This is a genomic window from Thermaerobacillus caldiproteolyticus, assembly GCF_013761245.1.
In the GTDB taxonomy this organism is placed as follows: Bacteria; Bacillota; Bacilli; order Bacillales; family Anoxybacillaceae; genus Thermaerobacillus; species Thermaerobacillus caldiproteolyticus.
Genome location: NZ_JACDUT010000003.1, coordinates 149,499 through 168,076, shown reverse-complemented (window position 1 = coordinate 168,076; position 18,578 = coordinate 149,499). Strand labels below are relative to the sequence as shown.

Genomic DNA, 18,578 nt, shown 5'->3' with positions numbered 1-18,578 from the left:
GTATGTCTGTTCCAAAAGCTTTTTCCGTGTTGAAGTTCCATTTGTCACATTATTGCAACGCATTCGCTCCTGCCACGATTTCTGTAATTTCTTGTGTAATCGCTGCTTGACGAGCGCGGTTGTATGAAAGGGTAAGCGTGCGAATGAGTTCCTTCGCGTTGTCGGTTGCGTTTTTCATTGCTGTCATGCGCGCGGCATGTTCGCTCGCCTTCGCATCCAATAACGCTCCGTAAATTAAGCTTTCTGCATACTGCGGCAAAAGCACTTCTAAAATCTCTTCTTGTGAAGGTTCAAATTCGTACGATGCTGACTTTTTGGTTGTCGCTAAATCGGTGAGCGGCAATAATTTTTTCTCTGCCACATCTTGCTGGATCGCACTCACAAAATGGTTGTAATACATGTACAGTTCATCAAATGTTCCGTCGGCAAACATATTGACAGTTTGGCTGGCAATCGCTTTAATATCAGCAAATGACGGTTGGTCAGGTAGACCGGTAATATTTAAAACGACGGGAATGTTGCGTTTGTTGAAAAAGCTTAAACCAATGCGTCCAATCGCGATGACAGCATACTCATCAGGCGACTGGTGGCGCTGTTGAATCGTTTGATAAACAGCACGAAGAACGTTACTGTTGTATGCCCCGGCTAGACCGCGATCCGATGTAATGACTAAATATCCTGTCTTTTTCACCGGCCGTTTTATTAGCATCGGATGCGTAGCATTAGAGCTTCCGAGCGCGATGTTGGCAACGACTTCTTGAATTTTTTCCATATACGGAACAAACGATTTCGCATTCATTTCAGCACGGTTTAACTTAGAAGCCGAGACCATCTCCATCGCCTTTGTAATTTGACTCGTTTTCTTTGTCGAGTTAATGCGTGTTTTAATGTCACGTAATGATGCCAAAGGTTTTCACCACCTTTTTAGCGCTGATTCTGTTTTCAAATATGAGGAATAGACAAGGAACAGAAGCATCGCGTCCCTTCTGTTCCGTTGCCATTGTTATTCAGAAACGACAAACGTTTTCTTGAAGTCTTCGATCGCTTTATTGAAATCTTCTTCGTTTGGAAGGTCTTTTGTTGTGCGAATATGCTCAAGCAAGTCTTGACGATTTTGATCGAGCCATTGGAAAAATTCTTTCTCAAAGCGACGAATGTCTTCAACTGGAATATCGTCTAAGAATCCACGCGTTAATGCGTAAATGATTGCCACTTGTTTTTCGACCGGAAGCGGCTGGTGTAAATCCTGTTTTAATACTTCTACCGTACGTGCACCGCGTGCAAGTTTCGCTTGTGTCGCTTTATCAAGGTCGGAACCGAACTGTGCGAACGCTTCAAGCTCACGATAAGCCGCTAAGTCAAGGCGAAGCGTACCAGCTACTTTTTTCATCGCTTTGATTTGCGCTGCACCACCGACGCGAGATACGGAAAGACCTGCATTAATCGCTGGGCGCACGCCAGAGAAGAATAAGTCAGATTGCAAGAAAATTTGTCCGTCTGTGATCGAAATGACGTTCGTTGGAATGTATGCAGAAATGTCGCCAGCTTGTGTCTCAACGAATGGCAATGCCGTTAATGAACCAGCACCTTTGGCATCGCTTAATTTTGCCGCACGCTCTAAGAGGCGAGAGTGCAAGTAGAACACATCCCCTGGATACGCTTCACGGCCTGGTGGACGACGTAATAATAGAGACAGCTCACGATAAGCCGCAGCTTGCTTGGATAAGTCATCGTATACGACAAGCACATGTCGCCCTTTGTACATGAAGTATTCGCCCATGGATACGCCTGCATATGGAGCTAGGAATAAAAGCGGAGCTGGTTGGGATGCAGACGCCGTAACGACGATCGTGTAATCTAATGCTCCGTGTTTACGCAATGTCTCAACAACGTTGCGAACGGTCGATTCTTTTTGTCCGATCGCAACATAAATACAAACCATGTTTTGATCTTTTTGGTTGATGATCGTGTCAATCGCAACAGATGTTTTACCCGTTTGGCGGTCCCCAATGATTAACTCACGCTGACCGCGACCAATTGGCACAAGCGCGTCAATCGCTTTAATCCCTGTTTGCAGCGGTTCGTGAACGGATTTACGGTCCATAACGCCAGGAGCTGGACTTTCGATTGGACGCGTTTCTGTCGTTTCGATTGGTCCTAGCCCGTCCACAGGTTGTCCTAATGGGTTCACAACGCGGCCGATTAATGCTTCTCCTACAGGCACTTCCATGATACGACCTGTACGGCGCACTTCATCGCCTTCTTTAATGTCTGTATATGGTCCTAAGATAACGATACCGACGTTATTTTCTTCAAGGTTGAGTGCCATTCCCATGACACCGTTTGCAAACTCAACAAGCTCCCCCGACATGACATTGTCAAGGCCATGAGCGCGCGCGATACCGTCACCAACTTGGATTACTGTACCTACATCGCTCACTTGAATTTCAGACTGATAATTCTCAATTTGCTTTTTTATCAGCGCGCTAATTTCTTCAGCTCTGATGCTCATGCATTTCACCCCTATCTACAAATCTTTAGCCAATAAGTTGACGCTGTAGTCGTTCTAATTTTCCGCTCACGCTTCCGTCATATATGCGGTTACCGATGCGAAGCTTCACACCGCCGATCAAGCTTGGATCAACGACATTATGGATACGGAGCGCCACTTTCCCGACTTTTTTCGCAAATACATCGGAAAGTGCCTGTTTTTCCTCTTCCCGTAACGGACGAACCGAGTACACAGTCGCCTCCGCTACACCGCGCACCTCGTTGGCAAGGGCAATAAATTCGTTTGCCAGCTGTGGGACGATGTCAATGCGATGGCGGTCAAGCAACAGCAGTAACGTATTTTGCAAAGGTGTTGATACCGACGCGAACGTTTCTTGAATGAGTGCCTTTTTCTTTTCCAGTGATATCTTCGGATGATTTAATACGGATAAAAACGCTTCATTGTCCGCAAACACTTGTCGAACGACGCGAATTTCCTCTTCTAACTGATCAAGGAGCTGCTGTTCTTTGGCGATTTGAAAAAGAGCTAACGCATATCGTTTGGCTACAACTTCTTTATTCATCGCCCTTCTCCTACCTCTTGAATGTACTCACTGATCAGCTTCGCTTGATCTTGCTCGCTCAGTTCTTTTTCAATCACTTTTGAGGCAATCAATACGGATAAAGACGCCACTTGCTCACGCAACGCAGCCACCGCTTGCTCTTTTTCGCGCTCGATTTCTTTTTTCGCCGCTTCTTTTAAGCGCTCCGCTTCCGCACGAGCCGCAGCGATAATTTCCTCTTTTTGCTCTTCGCCAAGCTTGCGTGCATTTTCGATTAATTGCTGTGCTTCTTGACGAGATTTTTTCATTAACTCACGTTGCTCTTCAGCAAGTTTTTTTGCTTCTTGATGATGCTTTTCTGCTTGTTCAATTTCATTAGCAATGTGCTCTTCGCGTTGCTTCATGATGCCCATTAGTGGACCGAACGCGTATTTACGGAGCAATGCTAATAAGATTAAAAAGATGAGTAATTGAAAGATAATATCACCGCTGTTAATGCCTGTATGATGTTCGGCAGCGCCTAACACCAACGTGTTCATGCTTATTAACACCGCTTTCACTCCCTTCAACAGCTGTCCTCTAAAACGCCAACCTTATCGCTTATGCGATGAACGTGAAACCCATCACAAGCTTCTCACATAAGGCGTTCACAGACGATCTTCCATCGTTTTTGAAAAGTACATAAAGGAATGGCGAAGGTGATTGTCTACACGAACTTCGCCATTATAAATGAGTTATTTCATTATCTGTTCATGACGATAAATGAGATAACTACGCCAATAATAGGCAACGCTTCGACTAACGCTACCCCGATGAACATTGTTGTTTGAAGTACAGGACGTAATTCTGGTTGACGAGCAATTCCTTCTACTGTACGACCTACGATAAGACCGTTACCAATACCAGCACCAAGTGCCGCTAAACCTACTGCAATCGCAGCTGCAATTAAATTCATTGTGAATATCCTCCTTCTACCTATTTGCATTTTTATATTCAAATTTTTTATGTTTAATGGTCTTGGCTAACTTTATGGGCCATATAAACCATTGTTAACATCGTGAAGATGAATGCTTGGATACAGCCGACAAAAATACTGAATGCTTGCCATACCATCATCGGGATCGCAGCGCCAATAGCACCGAAAACGCCGCCATTGGTAGCAAGCCCTGCTAGTAACCCCAGCAAAATTTCTCCAGCAAAAATATTACCGTATAGACGCAAGCCTAACGTTAAGGTATTAGCAAATTCCTCAACGATTTTTAAAGGGAATAAAAACTTCATTGGTCTAAAGTAGTCAAGGGTATATGCCTTAAATCCTTTCATCTTAATGCCATAGTAGTGGGTTAACCCAACGACCATGACTGCGAGAGTCAGCGTGATCGTGGCATCCGCCGTCGGAGATTTCCACCAAAGCTCCTCCCCTACGCGAACGGAAAACGGTAGACCAAGCATATTTGCCACGAAAATGTACATGATGAGCGTTACACCTAACGTTAAGAAGCGGCCACCCGTTTGCCAATCCATCGTACTATTAATGATCCCTTTCACAAAATCAAAGACCCATTCCAAGAAGTTTTGCATTCCTCGTGGACGAAGCTGAAGAGATCGCGTTGCGGCAATCGCAATGATGAATACGATCAAACTCGTGACCGTCGTCATTAAAACATTGGATAAGTTAAAAGTAAGCCCTAAAAACTCATAAATAGGTGCCTTGTGTTGCAACCGTTCTTCACCTCTCTTTCATACATGATATCCATTTTTTTGAAATTTTTGCAGAAGGAAATCTATTATAATGACAATATAGGATGTCATTAATCCCAGCACAACAGGAACAATGGAAAAATATTGCGGATACTGGATGGCAATGGCGGCTGCAAGAGCAGCAGCTGCTAGACGGGAGAACGTACCAATTGAGCGAACCTTCTTCCCATGAGCAACCGCTCGTCCGAATTTTTCGATTTTCCGGACTAAACTCCATAACATGAACAGGCTAACAACGGTTCCAAGAATAAGACTTAAAAACAACGTTTTATATTCCGTAAATCCCCACCCTAATGTATAAAGGGACAATAAATAAAATATGTATTTTTGCTGTCTTAGGAACATTTGTTGGAATTTTTCCATGTGGCTACTCCTCTGGGAAGTATTGACGGATTAAACGCATCATAGCGTATACCCCAGTTGCTAGTCCGAGCAGCAGACCAACAATGAGAAAAACGGGTTCGGTATGAAGTTTCTCATCAACCCATCTTCCTCCGAAAATCCCTACCAAAATCGAACCGACTAGCTGAGAAACAATGGCAGACATTAACGCCATTGCTTGAAAAGGGTGGCGTTGTTTAGGACGCATAGACATACATCCCTGTATAAAAATTTTTTTATTTCCACTTTATGAAAACCTTATCATTATATCCCCTGTAAGCATACAATAGGCACCGGTCAATGTCAATGTATTTTCAGTGAAAAAGTCAATAATTAGACGAAATTATTAATAATTTGTGACATTTATTAATTTCTTTTTCACTCTATTAGTGTATAATGATATGTTTACTTTTTTCACTATGTATTTTTTACCTTTCAAAATAAAAAGACGAATCACCTCGGTAAAGCGATCCGTCTTTTAGTATTCCCACTATTTTGTTCCAAACAAACGGTCTCCGGCATCTCCAAGTCCCGGAACGATATAGCCGTGGTCGTTTAGTTTTTCGTCTAAAGCCGCAATGTAAATATCTACATCAGGATGAGCTTGTTTGACGGCTTCTACTCCTTCTGGAGCAGCAATTAAACACATGAATTTAATGTTTTTCGCACCTCGTTTTTTCAAGGAAGTGATAGCTTCCACGGCGGAACCGCCTGTAGCTAACATCGGATCAACAACAATAAAATCGCGTTCTTCAACATCCGTTGGTAGTTTCACATAATATTCTACCGGCTTTAACGTTTCTGGGTCACGATATAAGCCGATATGCCCGACTTTCGCAGCCGGAATCAGCTTTAAGATACCGTCTACCATGCCGATACCCGCACGCAAAATCGGAATAACACCGAGCTTTTTCCCTGCGATCACTTTCGATTTCGCCTTGCTAACAGGTGTTTCAATTTCGACTTCCTCAAGCGGAAGATCGCGCGTAATTTCAAACGCCATTAATGTTGCCACTTCTTCGACCAGTTCGCGAAACTCTTTTGTACCTGTGTGCTTGTCACGGATATATGTAAGTTTATGTTGGATGAGTGGATGATCAAACACATACACTTTTCCCATTGAATATCCTCTCCTCTTTTTGCAGTCTACACTTCCCTCAATTCTACCGAAAAAGCTAGACTGATTCAATAAGAAAAGCGTAAGCGCTCTTAATGTTCTTCGGTCACTAGACGGCCTTTATCACCCCGAGGGATGGTTTGACCCCGGGTTGCTTCAAATCTCACTTTTCAAGGGATGCTTTAAGCAATTGTTCTGCTCAAGAAACGAACCAAGATAGATCGTTTTCTTTTAAACGGTATCTATAAAAAGCACCTAGCATGGTCTTATGCCTATGCTAGGTGCTTGCGTTTAAATGTAAAGTGGGAATTTTTCCGTTAAAGCAGCAACGCGTTTTCTTGCTTCTTCTAATTTTTCTTCGTCTTCGTGATTTTTTAGTGTAAATGCAATGATGCTCGCGATTTCGTCCATTTCTTCAAGGCCGAAGCCTCGGCTTGTAACCGCTGCGGTACCGATGCGAATGCCGCTTGTAACAAACGGGCTTTCTGGATCGTACGGAATCGTATTTTTATTCACCGTAATGCCTACTTCATCGAGCACTTTTTCAGCGGCTTTTCCTGTTAATCCAAACGAACGCAAGTCGATTAATAACAAGTGGTTGTCCGTTCCGCCAGATACAAGAGTAAAGCCTTCTTTGACAAGTGCTTCAGCTAGGCGTTTTGCGTTATTGACAATATTTTGCGCATATGTTTTAAAGCTGTCTTGCAATGCTTCCCCTAGAGCAACCGCTTTTGCAGCGATGACATGCATTAACGGGCCACCTTGAATACCTGGGAAAATCGCCTTATCAATTTGTTTGGCAAATTCTTCTTTGCAAAGAATCATACCGCCGCGCGGACCACGCAACGTTTTATGCGTCGTCGTCGTGACAAAATGTGCATAAGGAACCGGGTTCGGATGAAGACCTGCCGCAACAAGACCTGCGATATGCGCCATGTCCACCATTAAATAAGCGCCCACTTCATCGGCAATTTCGCGGAAACGTTGAAAATCAATAACCCTTGGATACGCACTTGCACCAGCAACAATTAACTTCGGCTTATGTGCACGCGCTTTTTCCAAGACATCATCATAATTAATGAGATGAGTTTCTGGGTCTACACCATATTCAACGAAGTTATATTGAATGCCGCTAAAGTTAACGGGACTGCCGTGAGTTAAATGCCCGCCATGTGATAAATTCATACCAAGCACGGTATCACCGTGTTCAAGAACAGTAAAATAAACGGCCATATTCGCTTGTGCACCGGAATGCGGCTGTACGTTTGCATGCTCGGCACCAAACAATTGCTTCGCCCGTTCACGCGCTAAGTCTTCTACAACATCAACATATTCGCAGCCCCCGTAATAGCGGCGGCCCGGATATCCTTCTGCGTACTTATTTGTTAATACGGAACCTTGTGCTTCCATCACTGCACGGCTAACAAAGTTTTCCGAAGCGATCAGCTCGATTTTACTTTGTTGCCGTTTCAATTCATCTTGAATGGCTTGAAACACTTGCGGATCTTGTTGTGGCAAGTAATTCATCACTAGCTCCCCCTTTTTCGAAATATGACAGTATTCTTTTCTATTTTACCAGCTTTTTATCGGATTGTTCAAAGAAAAAATGAACAAAATTATTATGATTTACATGAATCATTCGGATTTTCCCTCGAATATACAGCTCTTGCGCCGCCGATTAATTTCGGTCTTGTTTTTGCCAATGTGACATGGGCATGTCCGACTTGCTTCAATGACGTGCGTACAGGGACGGCAACATGTTTTAAATGCATGCCGATAAACGTATCACCAATATCAATGCCCGCATCAGCTTTAATAAATTCAACAACGACCGGATCGTTCATATGATTATAAGCGTACTCTGCCATCGCTCCTCCCGCTGAACGTACGGGGATAACCGAAACGATTTCTAAATTTCTCGTCAGAGCCGTTTCTTTCTCGACGACAAGCGCGCGGTTTAAATGTTCGCAACATTGAAAAGCAAGCTGGACACCCGTTTCATCATGCCATCTCTTTAGTTCTGTAAATAACATTTCTGCGACTTCCGTTGTACCGGCTGTACCAATTTTCTCGCCGATGACTTCACTTGTGCTGCAGCCGATGACGAGAATATGCTCTGAAGAAAGAGAGACTTGTTGTTGAAACTCCGCTAAAATCGTTTGCCATTGCTGCTTCCATTGTTGTAAAGGAGAAAGCACCATCGGCATCACTCCCGTTCATAGATGTTCATTTTCATATTGTTGAATTTTATTAACACGATTAGCATGACGACCGCCTTCGAATTCGGTCGTTAGCCATACTTTAGCAATCTCTCGTGCTAAACCTGGTCCGATGACACGCTCTCCCATGGCAAGCACGTTGCTATCGTTATGCTCACGCGTGACTTTGGCGCTATACACGTCATGCACCAGCGCACAACGAATACCTTTCACTTTATTGGCGGCGATGCACATGCCAATACCTGTACCGCAAATTAAAATGCCGCGGTCGACTTCTCCGTTTGCCACTTTTTCAGCAACAGGAATCGCATAATCTGGATAATCAACAGACACACCGCATTCGCAGCCTAAATCAATATATTCAATTCCCATTTCATCCATTAATTTTTTTATTTCCTCGCGAATATTTACCCCACCATGGTCAGATGCAATGGCTACCTTCATGATTTTTTCCTCCTTCGTGATCCTTCGAAAAAAGTCGCCTTTCTTTTCATTTTAGCGATTGAAGGCGACTTTTTCATTATCTTTATCTTTTTTATTATGCACTTTATTCAGACGATCACTACTTCAAAGAAAAACATTCAATCGTGCCTTTTAATTTTTTCGCTTGTTCCGCTAGTTGTTCAGCGAGTTCGTTGACATGATGAATAGCTGCTGTTTGTTCTTGCGTCGCTGCCGTTACCTCAAGAGCTCCTGCCGATGTTTCCTCCGCAATAGCTGCGACTTCCTGTGATTGAATAGACGTTTTTTCAATATGCTTCATCTGTTCTTCCACCAAATCGACAATTTGATGTACAGCATCAGCGACTTCGTGAATGGATTTTGTCATCTCAGTGATCGCGTTGTTCGTATTGGTTCCTTTTGCGGCTTCTTCGTTCGCCGATTTCACTTGTTCGTTAATTTGTGCGACAACATGAATCACTTCTTTTTGAATGTTTTTAATTAAATCGGAAATTCCTTGAACGGCTCTTGCGCTTTCATCTGCTAACTTCCGCACTTCTTCCGCCACTACCGCAAAGCCTTTTCCATGCTCACCAGCGCGCGCTGCTTCAATCGAAGCATTTAATGCTAACAAATTTGTTTGCCCGGCAATATCACCGACAAGAGAAATAATGTTCTCTACTTCTTTCGCATGTCGTTCTAAGCGGTGAACGGCGTGTAAGGAAGCCTGATTATTGTGAGCTAGATGTTGGATGCCGGTCACAAGCGAATGAATGACTTCCTTGCTTCTATGTAAGGTGTCAACCATTTCCGTCGCCAATTGCTCCGATTGTTCAGCCTTTTGCTGCACTTGATTAGCGATGCGCAACACATCGTCGACCGATTCCGCTGTTGTTTGCATCGAAACGGCAGAATCGTTTGCTCCTTTTGAAATTTCCTCAATGGTTCTTGCGATATTTTCCGATCGCTCTACAGCAATGCTTGAAGCGTTTGTAATTTCAACGACTTTTTCATTCGTATGAGAAAAGTTTTCTTCGATATTCCGAACCATCGTTCGCAAATTTCTTAACATTTCATTAAAAGCCAAGCCAAGGGAGCGAATTTCATCATCTGATTTCGCAAGCGGAACGTCTTCGTTAATTTGGCCGTTCGCTGCCTTTATCGCGGCTTCCTCTAATCGCTGTAATGGGCGTATAATAAAGCCTGCTGCCACGTAAGCGAGAACTCCTGACCAAAAAATGCCCAACAGCAACGTGATAATCGTAAACACATGTTCACTAACATAGTCGGAAACAAAATCATATAAAAAATAAATGAAAAATGCACTTGTTGAATACGTAATGACTGCTAATATGGTCGTAAACACAACTAGCTTTAACCGTAAGCTAAACCGATATCCTTTTTTCTCCCTCATCATATCGTTTCCCCCTACTCGTTTTGCTGTAACTTGTGAATCAATTGGTCAATGAGCTGTTCTAGCTCGTCTCTCGTTTGACGATAGGTTTCGACAGAACCGCCGAATGGATCAAGAATATCCTCTTCTTGTCCAGAAACAAATTCTTTTAGGGTAAACGTTTTCTCTTTAGCTTCTGGAAACCTGTCGATGACATGATGTTTATGCCCAACGGTCATCGTGAAAATGTACGTTGCCCAGTTGATATCTTCTTGTTTTAAAAACGAGGAACGGTGTGCCATCTGAACTCCTTTTTCTTCTAATACCGTTTTTGCATGACTTGACGCATCGCTTCCTTCCATCGCAAATATTCCCGCCGACTTCACATCGATGTGCGGCAGCTGCTTGCTCTTTAACAACGCTTCCGCCATAGGGCTTCGGCATGTATTCCCTGTACACACAAATAATACACGGATAGACATAAAGCCCCCCCTTGTAATCGTTGAGGATGTATATAGTACCATTATAATAATGTATATAGTACCATTATAATCGAATTACCGCTGGAAATATAGTACAAAAAGAGACAGCCGTACGGCTGTCTCTTAGAACGGAAATAATAATTTTAAACCAAAAGCCAATAATATACTGCCGCCTAACACCTCACTATATACTCCCAGCCATTGCTGAAAATGGCGACCCAGCATTAATCCTCCCCACGTCAACACTGTGCTGAAAAAACCGAACAATAAAATCGTTAGCAATGTTCGCGTCCCATAAATGCCAAGACTAAGTCCGACAGAAAAGCTATCTAAACTGACGCTCAAAGCAAAAAAAATGAGTCCAATTCCAATCGGAGAAACAAGCGGTTCATTTTCATCTTTAAAAGAGGTGACAATCATTTGTACTCCTAACAAAAGCAACAAAGCGCCGCCAATATAAGAAGCAATGCTGCCAAATTGTTGTGATAAAAAGCGGCCGACAACAATTCCTAACAGCGGCATCATAATATGAAATAATCCAATCGTTGCACCTATGTAAAAAATTTGTTTTAAACGCAACCGAAAAAAGCCCATTCCTAACCCGATAGAAAAGGCATCCATGCCTAATGCAAATGCCATCATACATAACGTAATCAGTTCGCCGATGAACATATCCATTCCGTTCCCTCCCCGGACTCGCCTTATTGCTAACATATGTATGTCCGAAAAGGTTTAGAAGGTTTATTTTTCGTGAATCACTTGATGACCCGCTGCTTTTTTCAGACGGTTCATCACCGCTGCTCCTATTCCATTAGTTGGAAATACCTCACTATAAATGATATCAACATCGGTTTCATCAAACTGTCGCAATGTGTCGTAGAGATGGCTGGCCACCGTATGTAAGTCGCTTCGTGACCCGCACGCGAGCACGACATCCGCTTCATACATATATTGACGCTCTTCGGTCGTCAGCACCCCTACCGTTTTCCCGTTTGCGCGTTGTTCATCGACGAGCTTTTGTAAGAAAAATGGCTGCCCTTCGACAAGGATGAGCGGAGATTTTGGCGCGTAGTGCGTATACTTCATCCCCGGCGATTTTGGCGTTTGTCTTTCATCCGTTAACGCATGATCCACTTCCACACAGCCAATCACCCGTTCAAGCTCTTCTTTTGTTACGCCTCCAGGGCGTAAAATCGTTGGCACTTTTGTCGTACAGTCTAACACGGTTGACTCGACACCAATCCCCGTTTCTCCCGCATCGACAATGCCGGCAATTCTCCCTTTCAAATCATCAAGTACATGAGCTGCACTTGTCGGGCTTGGACGTCCTGATACGTTGGCACTCGGTGCAGCAAGCGGCAACCCGCTTTTTTCGATTAAGGCAAGGGCTACTGGATGAGCGGGCATGCGCACCGCAATCGTTGGCAACCCTGCTGTCACCTTATCGGAAATGGCATCTCCTTTCTTTTTTACAATTAACGTTAACGGTCCCGGCCAGAAATGCTCCATTAATGTATAGGCGACATCAGGAATGTCAGAAGCGATTTCTTCAAGCTGATCGCGATGAGCGATATGAACAATGAGCGGGTTATCACTCGGACGCCCCTTCGCAAAAAAGATTTTTTTCACCGCTTCCGTCTCCTTCGCATTCGCCCCTAATCCATACACCGTTTCGGTGGGGAAAGCTACCACTTCATTCGCTTGCAATAATTTGGCTGCTTGTGAAATTTGGGGATAATCATTCATCTTGTCCACAACTTTGTCCACAACCCAAATTTTTGTTTCCAATGAATTCACCTCGACTATTTCGAAACCACAATCACGAAATATATGAATTTATCAATGATTTAGTAGAAGGTTATATACAAAGTATAAGAAAGAAGGAAAATAAACACAAGCGTTATCCACAAAATGTGAATAAAATAATTATTTTAGTGGATAACTTTGTGGATACATTGTTGTTTTGTCAATGAATTTGTTTCTTTATCCACAGATTATGACGGTATCAATTTTTCTAGTATTTCCTTAAAGAAAAACTTGACCTCTACCTTTTCCTCTTTGTCTTCCTCAACGAAAGGAGAAGGTGGGGAAGTAGTTACACTTGCTTGTTTCACTTCCTGCTTCTGTTTGTCCTCACGAACCGCTTCACTATTGGAAAAGTCCAGAAAACATAGCGGTGGAAATAATACACACCACCAGTTGGCCCCTTTCCCTGCGCCGAGCGTAATTAAAATCGCTTCATACTGTCCGGCTGGATACACATAGTTTCCATAAATTTTTGTTGGAAAATTCACTTTTCCAAATTGAACACGATATGCTTGATTACTTTTTTCTTCCCGTAAAACGTTAGCGACAATGTTCTCAATATCAGGTAAATGGGATTGAATCACCCGCTTTGCTTCGTCAAACGATGTTAAATCAGCGACCCATTGGTTAATTTCTGCATTGACTGCGTCGCGGACTTTGCGTTTTAGCGCTTGATCTTCTGCTGAATCACTATTCGCTAAAATCCGCAAGCGAATCGCTTGGTCGGGAATAGCAACCGACGCATTTGCTCCAGCTTCCGTCTGCTGCCCGTAAACATTCACAAGTACCCCGATAATAAGCAATAGTATATATAAAACAATGACAATATTTCGTTTTTTCATTTGCTTGCACCGTCCTTTCACTACCTTATTGTGGACAACACAAGCAAATTTTAAACTCTATGAATCTAAAAAAACTTCCAGATTAGTTCTGGAAGTTATTGTTTTATTTCAGCATATACCATCCGATCTTTTCCATTCATATCAAAAACGACTTCAACGATCGCTGTATGAAACGTTTCTCGTAACAATTGAGCCACCGCTTCACCTTGCCCAGCGCCGACTTCAAATGCAACTAAAGCACGGGCCTTTAATACAACCGGCAGTTCCTCCATAAAGCGACGGTAAAAATGAAGGCCGTCTTTGCCACCCACAAGTGCCCGAAGCGGTTCATGGTTTTTCACAACTGGGGAAAGAAAGGCAATGTCACTTTCGGGAATATACGGTGGATTGGAAACGACGACATCCACTTTACGTCCTGCCTGAATAAAAGGTTGTAATAAATCTCCGCAGATAAACTCGACTTCTGCACTGAAGCGACGGGCATTCTCTTTAGCTACTTGTAACGATTCGAGCGAAATATCGATTGTACTGACGCGCAATGCTGGATTTTCAAGAGCTAGCGTAATCGCAATCGCGCCGCTTCCCGTTCCAACATCCACGAGATCGATCGTCTCTCTCTCAGGAAACAACCTTTGAATTCTTGTTAAAACTCCTTCGACTAATTCCTCCGTTTCTGGTCGTGGAATGAGGACCTCTTGATTTACGAGAAAGGAGCGGCCGTAAAACTCTTCAAAACCGATTACATATTGCACAGGCACATGTTCATATACATGTCTTTTGAGATCATCGATGAACGCTTGTTTGACACGATCATCGATTTCGTCCCGCAGCCGTGCAAACAATTGCGCCCGCGTTACTTGCAAATGATGTCGCAATAACAATTCAGCGACACGTTCTTCCTTCCCATGTTCTTTTAAAAAAGAAGAAGCCCAATTTAGGACTTCGTAAATTCGATTATGATTCATTGTTTGCTTGCTCCAATTTTTTTGATTGATCGTCTAAAATGAGCGCATCGATGATTTCATCAAGCTTGCCTTCTAATACTTGGTCGAGCTTTTGAATCGTTAATCCAATGCGATGATCGGTCACGCGGTTTTGTGGAAAATTGTACGTGCGAATGCGCTCCGAACGGTCACCTGTTCCGACCGCTTGCTTGCGCGTCTGATCATATTCAGCGCGCGCTTCTTGTTGGTATTTATCGTAAATACGAGCGCGCAAGACTTTCATCGCCTTTTCTTTATTTTTAATTTGTGATTTTTCGTCTTGGCAAGAAACGACAATGCCCGTTGGAATGTGCGTTAACCGTACGGCTGACATCGTCGTGTTTACGCTTTGCCCGCCCGGTCCGCTTGAAGCGAACGTATCAACACGAATATCTTTTTCGTTAATTTCGACTTCGATTTCTTCCATTTCCGGCAAGCAAGCGACGGTCGCTGTCGATGTATGAATGCGCCCGCCAGATTCTGTTTCCGGAACACGTTGAACGCGGTGCGCTCCATTTTCGAATTTTAACTTTGAGTACGCACCTTTACCGTTAATCATAAAAATAATTTCTTTGTAGCCACCTAAGCCGGTCGGGCTTGCTTCAATCACTTCTGTCTTCCATCCTTGTGACTCCGCGTAACGCGTATACATTCGATATAAATCGCCCGCAAATAAAGCAGCTTCCTCGCCGCCAGCCGCTCCGCGAATTTCCATAATAACGTTTTTATCATCATTCGGGTCTTTCGGAAGAAGAAGAACTTTTAATTTATTGACAAGCTCCTCTTCTCGGCTTTCAAGCTCGCCAATTTCTTCCTTCACCATTTCCCGCATTTCAGGGTCAAGTTTTTCTTCCAGCATCGCTTTTGCATCAGCTAGCTGCTGGTGAACCGATTTGTATTCTCGATAGGTTTGCACTGTTTCTTCTAAATCGGACTGCTCTTTTGAGTAGTCGCGCAATTTTTTCGGGTCGTTAATGACTTCTGGGTCCATGAGTAATTGATTTAGTTTTTCATAACGTTCTTCTACTGCTTGAAGACGTTCAAACACGTTATTCACCTCTGCCTTTGTCCATACACAGTCTAATTTATAATTATACTATAGTTTTGCCAAACGGCAAAGTATCAGAAAAATAATCCTCCCTATTAGGAGAAATGTATTTAGCAGTAGAATATATTGTTTCGATTCAAGAGCAAGAGGAGAAAGATTTCCGCACCATTTTAATGCCAAGAAAAAATTGCACAACTACTGTTATAAGATCATTTAGGGAAGTTAAACCTTTCACATAAGACGTGCCAATTTTATGAGGAAAATGCCGATTATTTGTACAAATTTAACAAAATTTTGGCACAAAAAATGAAATAGATACGTATTTTATTTTATTTTAGGTTTGGCACACTTTTTGCATTATTGTTTTGTGAAACCAATGAAACGAATTTGAAAGGGGATTGGGAGAATGAAAGCAGCTGTTGTCAATGACTTTAAACAAAAACTTGAGATTAAAGAAGTAGAGAAACCAAAACTAGAGTATGGAGAGGTGCTTGTAAAAATTGAAGCTTGTGGCGTCTGCCATACCGACTTGCATGCCGCGCATGGGGATTGGCCCGTAAAGCCGAAACTTCCGTTGATTCCTGGACATGAAGGGGTAGGAATTGTTGTGGAAGTGGCCGAAGGAGTCAAATCGATAAAAGTAGGAGATCGTGTTGGCATCCCTTGGCTATATTCTGCTTGTGGTGAATGTGAATATTGCTTAAGCGGACAAGAAACACTTTGTCCACATCAATTAAATGGGGGGTATTCCGTAGACGGCGGATATGCTGAATATTGTAAAGCACCAGCTGACTATGTTGCTAGAATTCCAGAAAATTTAGATCCTGTTGAAGTCGCACCTATTCTTTGTGCAGGGGTGACAACATACAAAGCATTAAAAGTTTCGAATGCAAAACCTGGCGAATGGGTAGCTATTTACGGGATTGGCGGTTTAGGACACATAGCGCTTCAATACGCCAAAGCAATGGGGTTGAATGTGGTTGCTGTTGATATAAGTGATGAAAAAATGGAGCTTGCCAGAAAATTAGGCGCTGACATTACGATTAATGGGTTGAAAGAAGATCCGGTAGAAACAATCCAGGAAAAAGTAGGCGGCGTACAAGCAGCGATTAGCGTCGCGGTAACAAGAAAGGCATTTGAACAAGCTTATCAATCAGTAAAACGTGGCGGAACCTTAGTTGTTGTCGGTTTACCAAATGCTGATTTACCGATTCCGATTTTTAACACAGTCTTAAACGGAGTGACTGTAAAAGGTTCCATCGTAGGTACGAGAAAAGATATGCAAGAAGCTTTAGACTTCGCTGCAAGGGGGAAAGTCCGTCCAATTGTGGAAACGGCTCCATTAGATTCTATTAATGAAGTATTCGAAAAAATGGAAAAGGGGCAAATCAATGGACGGATTGTATTGACAATGAAATAAACAAAATCATTCATTTCACTTTGCAATAAATAGAGAGCGCTTTCATCATCTGCTCCTGTTATTAAAAGCGAAAAATATACTATATTTCCACAAATGAAGGATTGCCACCTCAAATATTTGATAAAATTGAAACTAACCAACAAGAAGGGACTGAATCCCAAAAGTGATTTATACTTTTGGGTCAGCCCCTTTTTCTTTTAATAAATATCTAAGTTTACGGACAGTGATATTTAACCGTTCAGACGCTTCTTTCCTATTCCCTACTGTTTCCTTTAAAGTTTTCATTACAAAAGATCTTCCTATTTGTTTCTCTAAATCTTTGACTAATGACAGCACACGTTCGAGGTCGACTTTCTTGTTCTCTTTCCATAATGAAAGAATATAGCTTGTCCATTCGTTCAGATAACGTTCTAAATCTATGTCATCTCTAGTATTTTTACCAATGGAAAATAATTTCTGTGACGGCAAGGTTCTTTCCGTTTTCAATTTTTCAGGCAAGAAATCAGGAGTGATGATTGTCGTTTCCCCTTCTGCCAATGTCACTGCCCGCTTCACCACATTAAAAAGCTCCCGCACATTTCCCGGCCAATGATATTGTTTCATTTGTAAAATAGTGTCATCCGAAAAAGATAGATGCGAATTCAATTTTTTCAAGAAGTATTCTATAAAAAGCGGCAGATCCTCTATTCGTTCTCTGAGAGGAGGAATCGTTAATTTCACCACGTCTAACCGATACAATAGGTCTTCCCTGAATGTTTTTTCAGCTACCGCTTGGGCAAGGTTGACATGAGAAGCAGCAATGATCCGTGTATTTGTTCTCCGGATCGTCTCGCCTCCTACCCGAATATACTCCCCTGTTTCCAACACCCTCAGCAATTTTACTTGAATAGCAAGAGAGGCTTCGCCAATTTCATCCAAAAACAGTGTCCCTCTGTTGGCTATTTCAAAAATTCCTTTTTTTTCTTTCACAGCCCCTGTAAACGCACCTTTCTCATGGCCAAACAGCTCGCTTTCCAAAAGGGTTTCAGACACTGCACCGCAATTGATTCCGATAAAAGGCTGATCGTAACGCATGCTCGCATGATGGATAAAATGCGCCAACACTTCTTTTCCTGTCCCTGTCTCCCCTTCAATTAGCACATTGACATTTTTTTTCGCAATTTTGTAGGCTAGTTTAATTAAATCATTCATCTCTTTGTTTTTTCCCACAATAAAACCAAGTGTTTCAGCCAGCTTATACATATCATTTTGGGATGATGTTGAACTGTTGTCTAATAACCCTTCTATTAATCTTTCTAATTCATCAATATCGTCAAATGGTTTTTCGATATAATCGCTTGCGCCATATTTAATGGCCTCCACTGCTGTTTTCACCGTGCTATAGCCAGTCATAATAATCGCTTTACAAGATGGCAAGGCTGTTTTTAGTTGTTTTAATAGATCTAAACCATTTGTATCTGGTAATTTTACATCAATCAATGCCAGATCGAATGAGTGTTCTTTGATTAATTTGGCAAAATCTTTTCCATTAAATCCGAGTTTTACGTGATAACCCTTCCCTTCTAATAAATGCAGAAAAAAATTGCCTACTTCCCGTTCATCATCAATCACTAAAATATTTTCCATGATTTC

21 protein-coding genes are annotated in these 18,578 nt (G+C 42.5%); 1 reads left to right on the top strand and 20 read right to left on the bottom strand.

What is annotated here, in order from left to right; all coding sequences use genetic code 11:
* Positions 1-49 precede the first annotated feature (49 nt).
* The 19 genes from HNR31_RS06165 to prfA all read right to left on the bottom strand — a co-directional run bounded on the left by HNR31_RS06165 (position 50) and on the right by prfA (position 15,526).
* A complete protein-coding gene (locus HNR31_RS06165) occupies positions 50-907 on the bottom strand; it encodes a F0F1 ATP synthase subunit gamma (protein ID WP_181555392.1) in 858 nt (285 codons plus the stop codon).
* Between the two features lie 96 nt (positions 908-1,003).
* Positions 1,004-2,512, bottom strand: coding sequence for a F0F1 ATP synthase subunit alpha (gene atpA, locus HNR31_RS06160; protein ID WP_181555391.1), 1,509 nt, complete (start codon positions 2,510-2,512; stop codon positions 1,004-1,006).
* Between the two features lie 25 nt (positions 2,513-2,537).
* The gene (locus HNR31_RS06155) at positions 2,538-3,074 is read right to left on the bottom strand and encodes a F0F1 ATP synthase subunit delta (protein ID WP_181555390.1); all 537 of its coding nucleotides are present in this window, start codon (positions 3,072-3,074) and stop codon (positions 2,538-2,540) included.
* Entirely contained in the window at positions 3,071-3,592 is a 522-nt protein-coding gene (atpF, locus tag HNR31_RS06150) for a F0F1 ATP synthase subunit B (RefSeq protein WP_181555529.1), read from the bottom strand. The genes HNR31_RS06155 and atpF overlap by 4 nt, the downstream gene beginning before the upstream one ends.
* A gap of 203 nt (positions 3,593-3,795) precedes the next feature.
* The gene (gene atpE, locus HNR31_RS06145; protein WP_017436872.1) at positions 3,796-4,008 is read right to left on the bottom strand and encodes a F0F1 ATP synthase subunit C; all 213 of its coding nucleotides are present in this window, start codon (positions 4,006-4,008) and stop codon (positions 3,796-3,798) included.
* Between the two features lie 53 nt (positions 4,009-4,061).
* Positions 4,062-4,775, bottom strand: a complete 714-nt coding sequence (atpB, locus tag HNR31_RS06140) for a F0F1 ATP synthase subunit A (protein WP_181555388.1) — start codon at positions 4,773-4,775, stop codon at positions 4,062-4,064.
* A gap of 18 nt (positions 4,776-4,793) precedes the next feature.
* The gene (locus tag HNR31_RS06135; RefSeq protein WP_181555387.1) at positions 4,794-5,177 is read right to left on the bottom strand and encodes an ATP synthase subunit I; all 384 of its coding nucleotides are present in this window, start codon (positions 5,175-5,177) and stop codon (positions 4,794-4,796) included.
* Positions 5,178-5,181: 4 nt separating this feature from the next.
* Positions 5,182-5,403: an AtpZ/AtpI family protein gene (locus HNR31_RS06130; RefSeq protein WP_181555386.1), complete on the bottom strand. Its 222-nt coding sequence runs from the start codon at positions 5,401-5,403 to the stop codon at positions 5,182-5,184.
* A 282-nt stretch (positions 5,404-5,685) separates the two neighbouring features.
* The gene (upp, locus tag HNR31_RS06125; protein ID WP_181555385.1) at positions 5,686-6,315 is read right to left on the bottom strand and encodes a uracil phosphoribosyltransferase; all 630 of its coding nucleotides are present in this window, start codon (positions 6,313-6,315) and stop codon (positions 5,686-5,688) included.
* Positions 6,316-6,603: 288 nt separating this feature from the next.
* The gene (gene glyA, locus HNR31_RS06120) at positions 6,604-7,839 is read right to left on the bottom strand and encodes a serine hydroxymethyltransferase (RefSeq protein WP_181555384.1); all 1,236 of its coding nucleotides are present in this window, start codon (positions 7,837-7,839) and stop codon (positions 6,604-6,606) included.
* Between the two features lie 92 nt (positions 7,840-7,931).
* On the bottom strand, positions 7,932-8,513 hold the full coding sequence (locus HNR31_RS06115) for a TIGR01440 family protein (RefSeq protein ID WP_220129420.1): 582 nt from the start codon (positions 8,511-8,513) through the stop codon (positions 7,932-7,934).
* 15 nt (positions 8,514-8,528) lie between these two features.
* Complete coding sequence (gene rpiB / locus HNR31_RS06110; RefSeq protein ID WP_181555383.1) at positions 8,529-8,975, bottom strand: ribose 5-phosphate isomerase B; 447 nt, start codon at positions 8,973-8,975, stop codon at positions 8,529-8,531.
* A gap of 118 nt (positions 8,976-9,093) precedes the next feature.
* Complete coding sequence (locus HNR31_RS06105; protein WP_181555382.1) at positions 9,094-10,389, bottom strand: methyl-accepting chemotaxis protein; 1,296 nt, start codon at positions 10,387-10,389, stop codon at positions 9,094-9,096.
* Positions 10,390-10,400: 11 nt separating this feature from the next.
* Positions 10,401-10,847, bottom strand: coding sequence for a low molecular weight protein arginine phosphatase (locus HNR31_RS06100; RefSeq protein WP_181555381.1), 447 nt, complete (start codon positions 10,845-10,847; stop codon positions 10,401-10,403).
* 123 nt (positions 10,848-10,970) lie between these two features.
* The gene (locus tag HNR31_RS06095) at positions 10,971-11,525 is read right to left on the bottom strand and encodes a manganese efflux pump MntP (protein ID WP_181555380.1); all 555 of its coding nucleotides are present in this window, start codon (positions 11,523-11,525) and stop codon (positions 10,971-10,973) included.
* Between the two features lie 63 nt (positions 11,526-11,588).
* Positions 11,589-12,593 carry an L-threonylcarbamoyladenylate synthase gene (locus HNR31_RS06090; protein WP_181555527.1) on the bottom strand — a complete coding sequence of 335 codons (1,005 nt, stop codon included), beginning with the start codon at positions 12,591-12,593 and terminating at the stop codon, positions 11,589-11,591.
* A 248-nt stretch (positions 12,594-12,841) separates the two neighbouring features.
* A complete protein-coding gene (spoIIR, locus tag HNR31_RS06085; RefSeq protein WP_181555379.1) occupies positions 12,842-13,495 on the bottom strand; it encodes a stage II sporulation protein R in 654 nt (217 codons plus the stop codon).
* A gap of 95 nt (positions 13,496-13,590) precedes the next feature.
* Entirely contained in the window at positions 13,591-14,460 is an 870-nt protein-coding gene (prmC, locus tag HNR31_RS06080; protein ID WP_181555378.1) for a peptide chain release factor N(5)-glutamine methyltransferase, read from the bottom strand.
* The gene (prfA, locus tag HNR31_RS06075; RefSeq protein WP_181555377.1) at positions 14,450-15,526 is read right to left on the bottom strand and encodes a peptide chain release factor 1; all 1,077 of its coding nucleotides are present in this window, start codon (positions 15,524-15,526) and stop codon (positions 14,450-14,452) included. The genes prmC and prfA overlap by 11 nt, the downstream gene beginning before the upstream one ends.
* 406 nt (positions 15,527-15,932) lie before the next feature.
* Here prfA and adhP point away from each other — a divergent pair, with 406 nt between their 5' ends.
* On the top strand, positions 15,933-16,946 hold the full coding sequence (adhP, locus tag HNR31_RS06070) for an alcohol dehydrogenase AdhP (protein WP_181555376.1): 1,014 nt from the start codon (positions 15,933-15,935) through the stop codon (positions 16,944-16,946).
* A gap of 168 nt (positions 16,947-17,114) precedes the next feature.
* On the opposite strand, the gene HNR31_RS06065 is transcribed toward adhP, so the two are convergent.
* The gene (locus tag HNR31_RS06065) at positions 17,115-18,572 is read right to left on the bottom strand and encodes a sigma-54-dependent transcriptional regulator (RefSeq protein WP_181555375.1); all 1,458 of its coding nucleotides are present in this window, start codon (positions 18,570-18,572) and stop codon (positions 17,115-17,117) included.
* Positions 18,573-18,578: the final 6 nt, after the last annotated feature.

Bases quoted from the DNA above. Each gene is read 5' to 3' on its own strand.
- atpA (WP_181555391.1), bottom strand. From the start codon at position 2,512: ATGAGCATCAGAGCTGAAGAAATTAGCGCGCTGATAAAAAAGCAAATT.
- HNR31_RS06155 (WP_181555390.1), bottom strand. From the start codon at position 3,074: ATGAATAAAGAAGTTGTAGCCAAACGATATGCGTTAGCTCTTTTTCAA.
- atpF (WP_181555529.1), bottom strand. From the start codon at position 3,592: ATGAACACGTTGGTGTTAGGCGCTGCCGAACATCATACAGGCATTAAC.
- atpE (WP_017436872.1), bottom strand. From the start codon at position 4,008: ATGAATTTAATTGCAGCTGCGATTGCAGTAGGTTTAGCGGCACTTGGT.
- HNR31_RS06135 (WP_181555387.1), bottom strand. From the start codon at position 5,177: ATGGAAAAATTCCAACAAATGTTCCTAAGACAGCAAAAATACATATTT.
- HNR31_RS06130 (WP_181555386.1), bottom strand. From the start codon at position 5,403: ATGCGTCCTAAACAACGCCACCCTTTTCAAGCAATGGCGTTAATGTCT.
- upp (WP_181555385.1), bottom strand. From the start codon at position 6,315: ATGGGAAAAGTGTATGTGTTTGATCATCCACTCATCCAACATAAACTT.
- glyA (WP_181555384.1), bottom strand. From the start codon at position 7,839: ATGAATTACTTGCCACAACAAGATCCGCAAGTGTTTCAAGCCATTCAA.
- HNR31_RS06115 (WP_220129420.1), bottom strand. From the start codon at position 8,513: ATGGTGCTTTCTCCTTTACAACAATGGAAGCAGCAATGGCAAACGATT.
- rpiB (WP_181555383.1), bottom strand. From the start codon at position 8,975: ATGAAGGTAGCCATTGCATCTGACCATGGTGGGGTAAATATTCGCGAG.
- HNR31_RS06105 (WP_181555382.1), bottom strand. From the start codon at position 10,389: ATGATGAGGGAGAAAAAAGGATATCGGTTTAGCTTACGGTTAAAGCTA.
- HNR31_RS06100 (WP_181555381.1), bottom strand. From the start codon at position 10,847: ATGTCTATCCGTGTATTATTTGTGTGTACAGGGAATACATGCCGAAGC.
- HNR31_RS06095 (WP_181555380.1), bottom strand. From the start codon at position 11,525: ATGGATATGTTCATCGGCGAACTGATTACGTTATGTATGATGGCATTT.
- HNR31_RS06090 (WP_181555527.1), bottom strand. From the start codon at position 12,593: ATGAATGATTATCCCCAAATTTCACAAGCAGCCAAATTATTGCAAGCG.
- spoIIR (WP_181555379.1), bottom strand. From the start codon at position 13,495: ATGAAAAAACGAAATATTGTCATTGTTTTATATATACTATTGCTTATT.
- prmC (WP_181555378.1), bottom strand. From the start codon at position 14,460: ATGAATCATAATCGAATTTACGAAGTCCTAAATTGGGCTTCTTCTTTT.
- adhP (WP_181555376.1), top strand. From the start codon at position 15,933: ATGAAAGCAGCTGTTGTCAATGACTTTAAACAAAAACTTGAGATTAAA.
- HNR31_RS06065 (WP_181555375.1), bottom strand. From the start codon at position 18,572: ATGGAAAATATTTTAGTGATTGATGATGAACGGGAAGTAGGCAATTTT.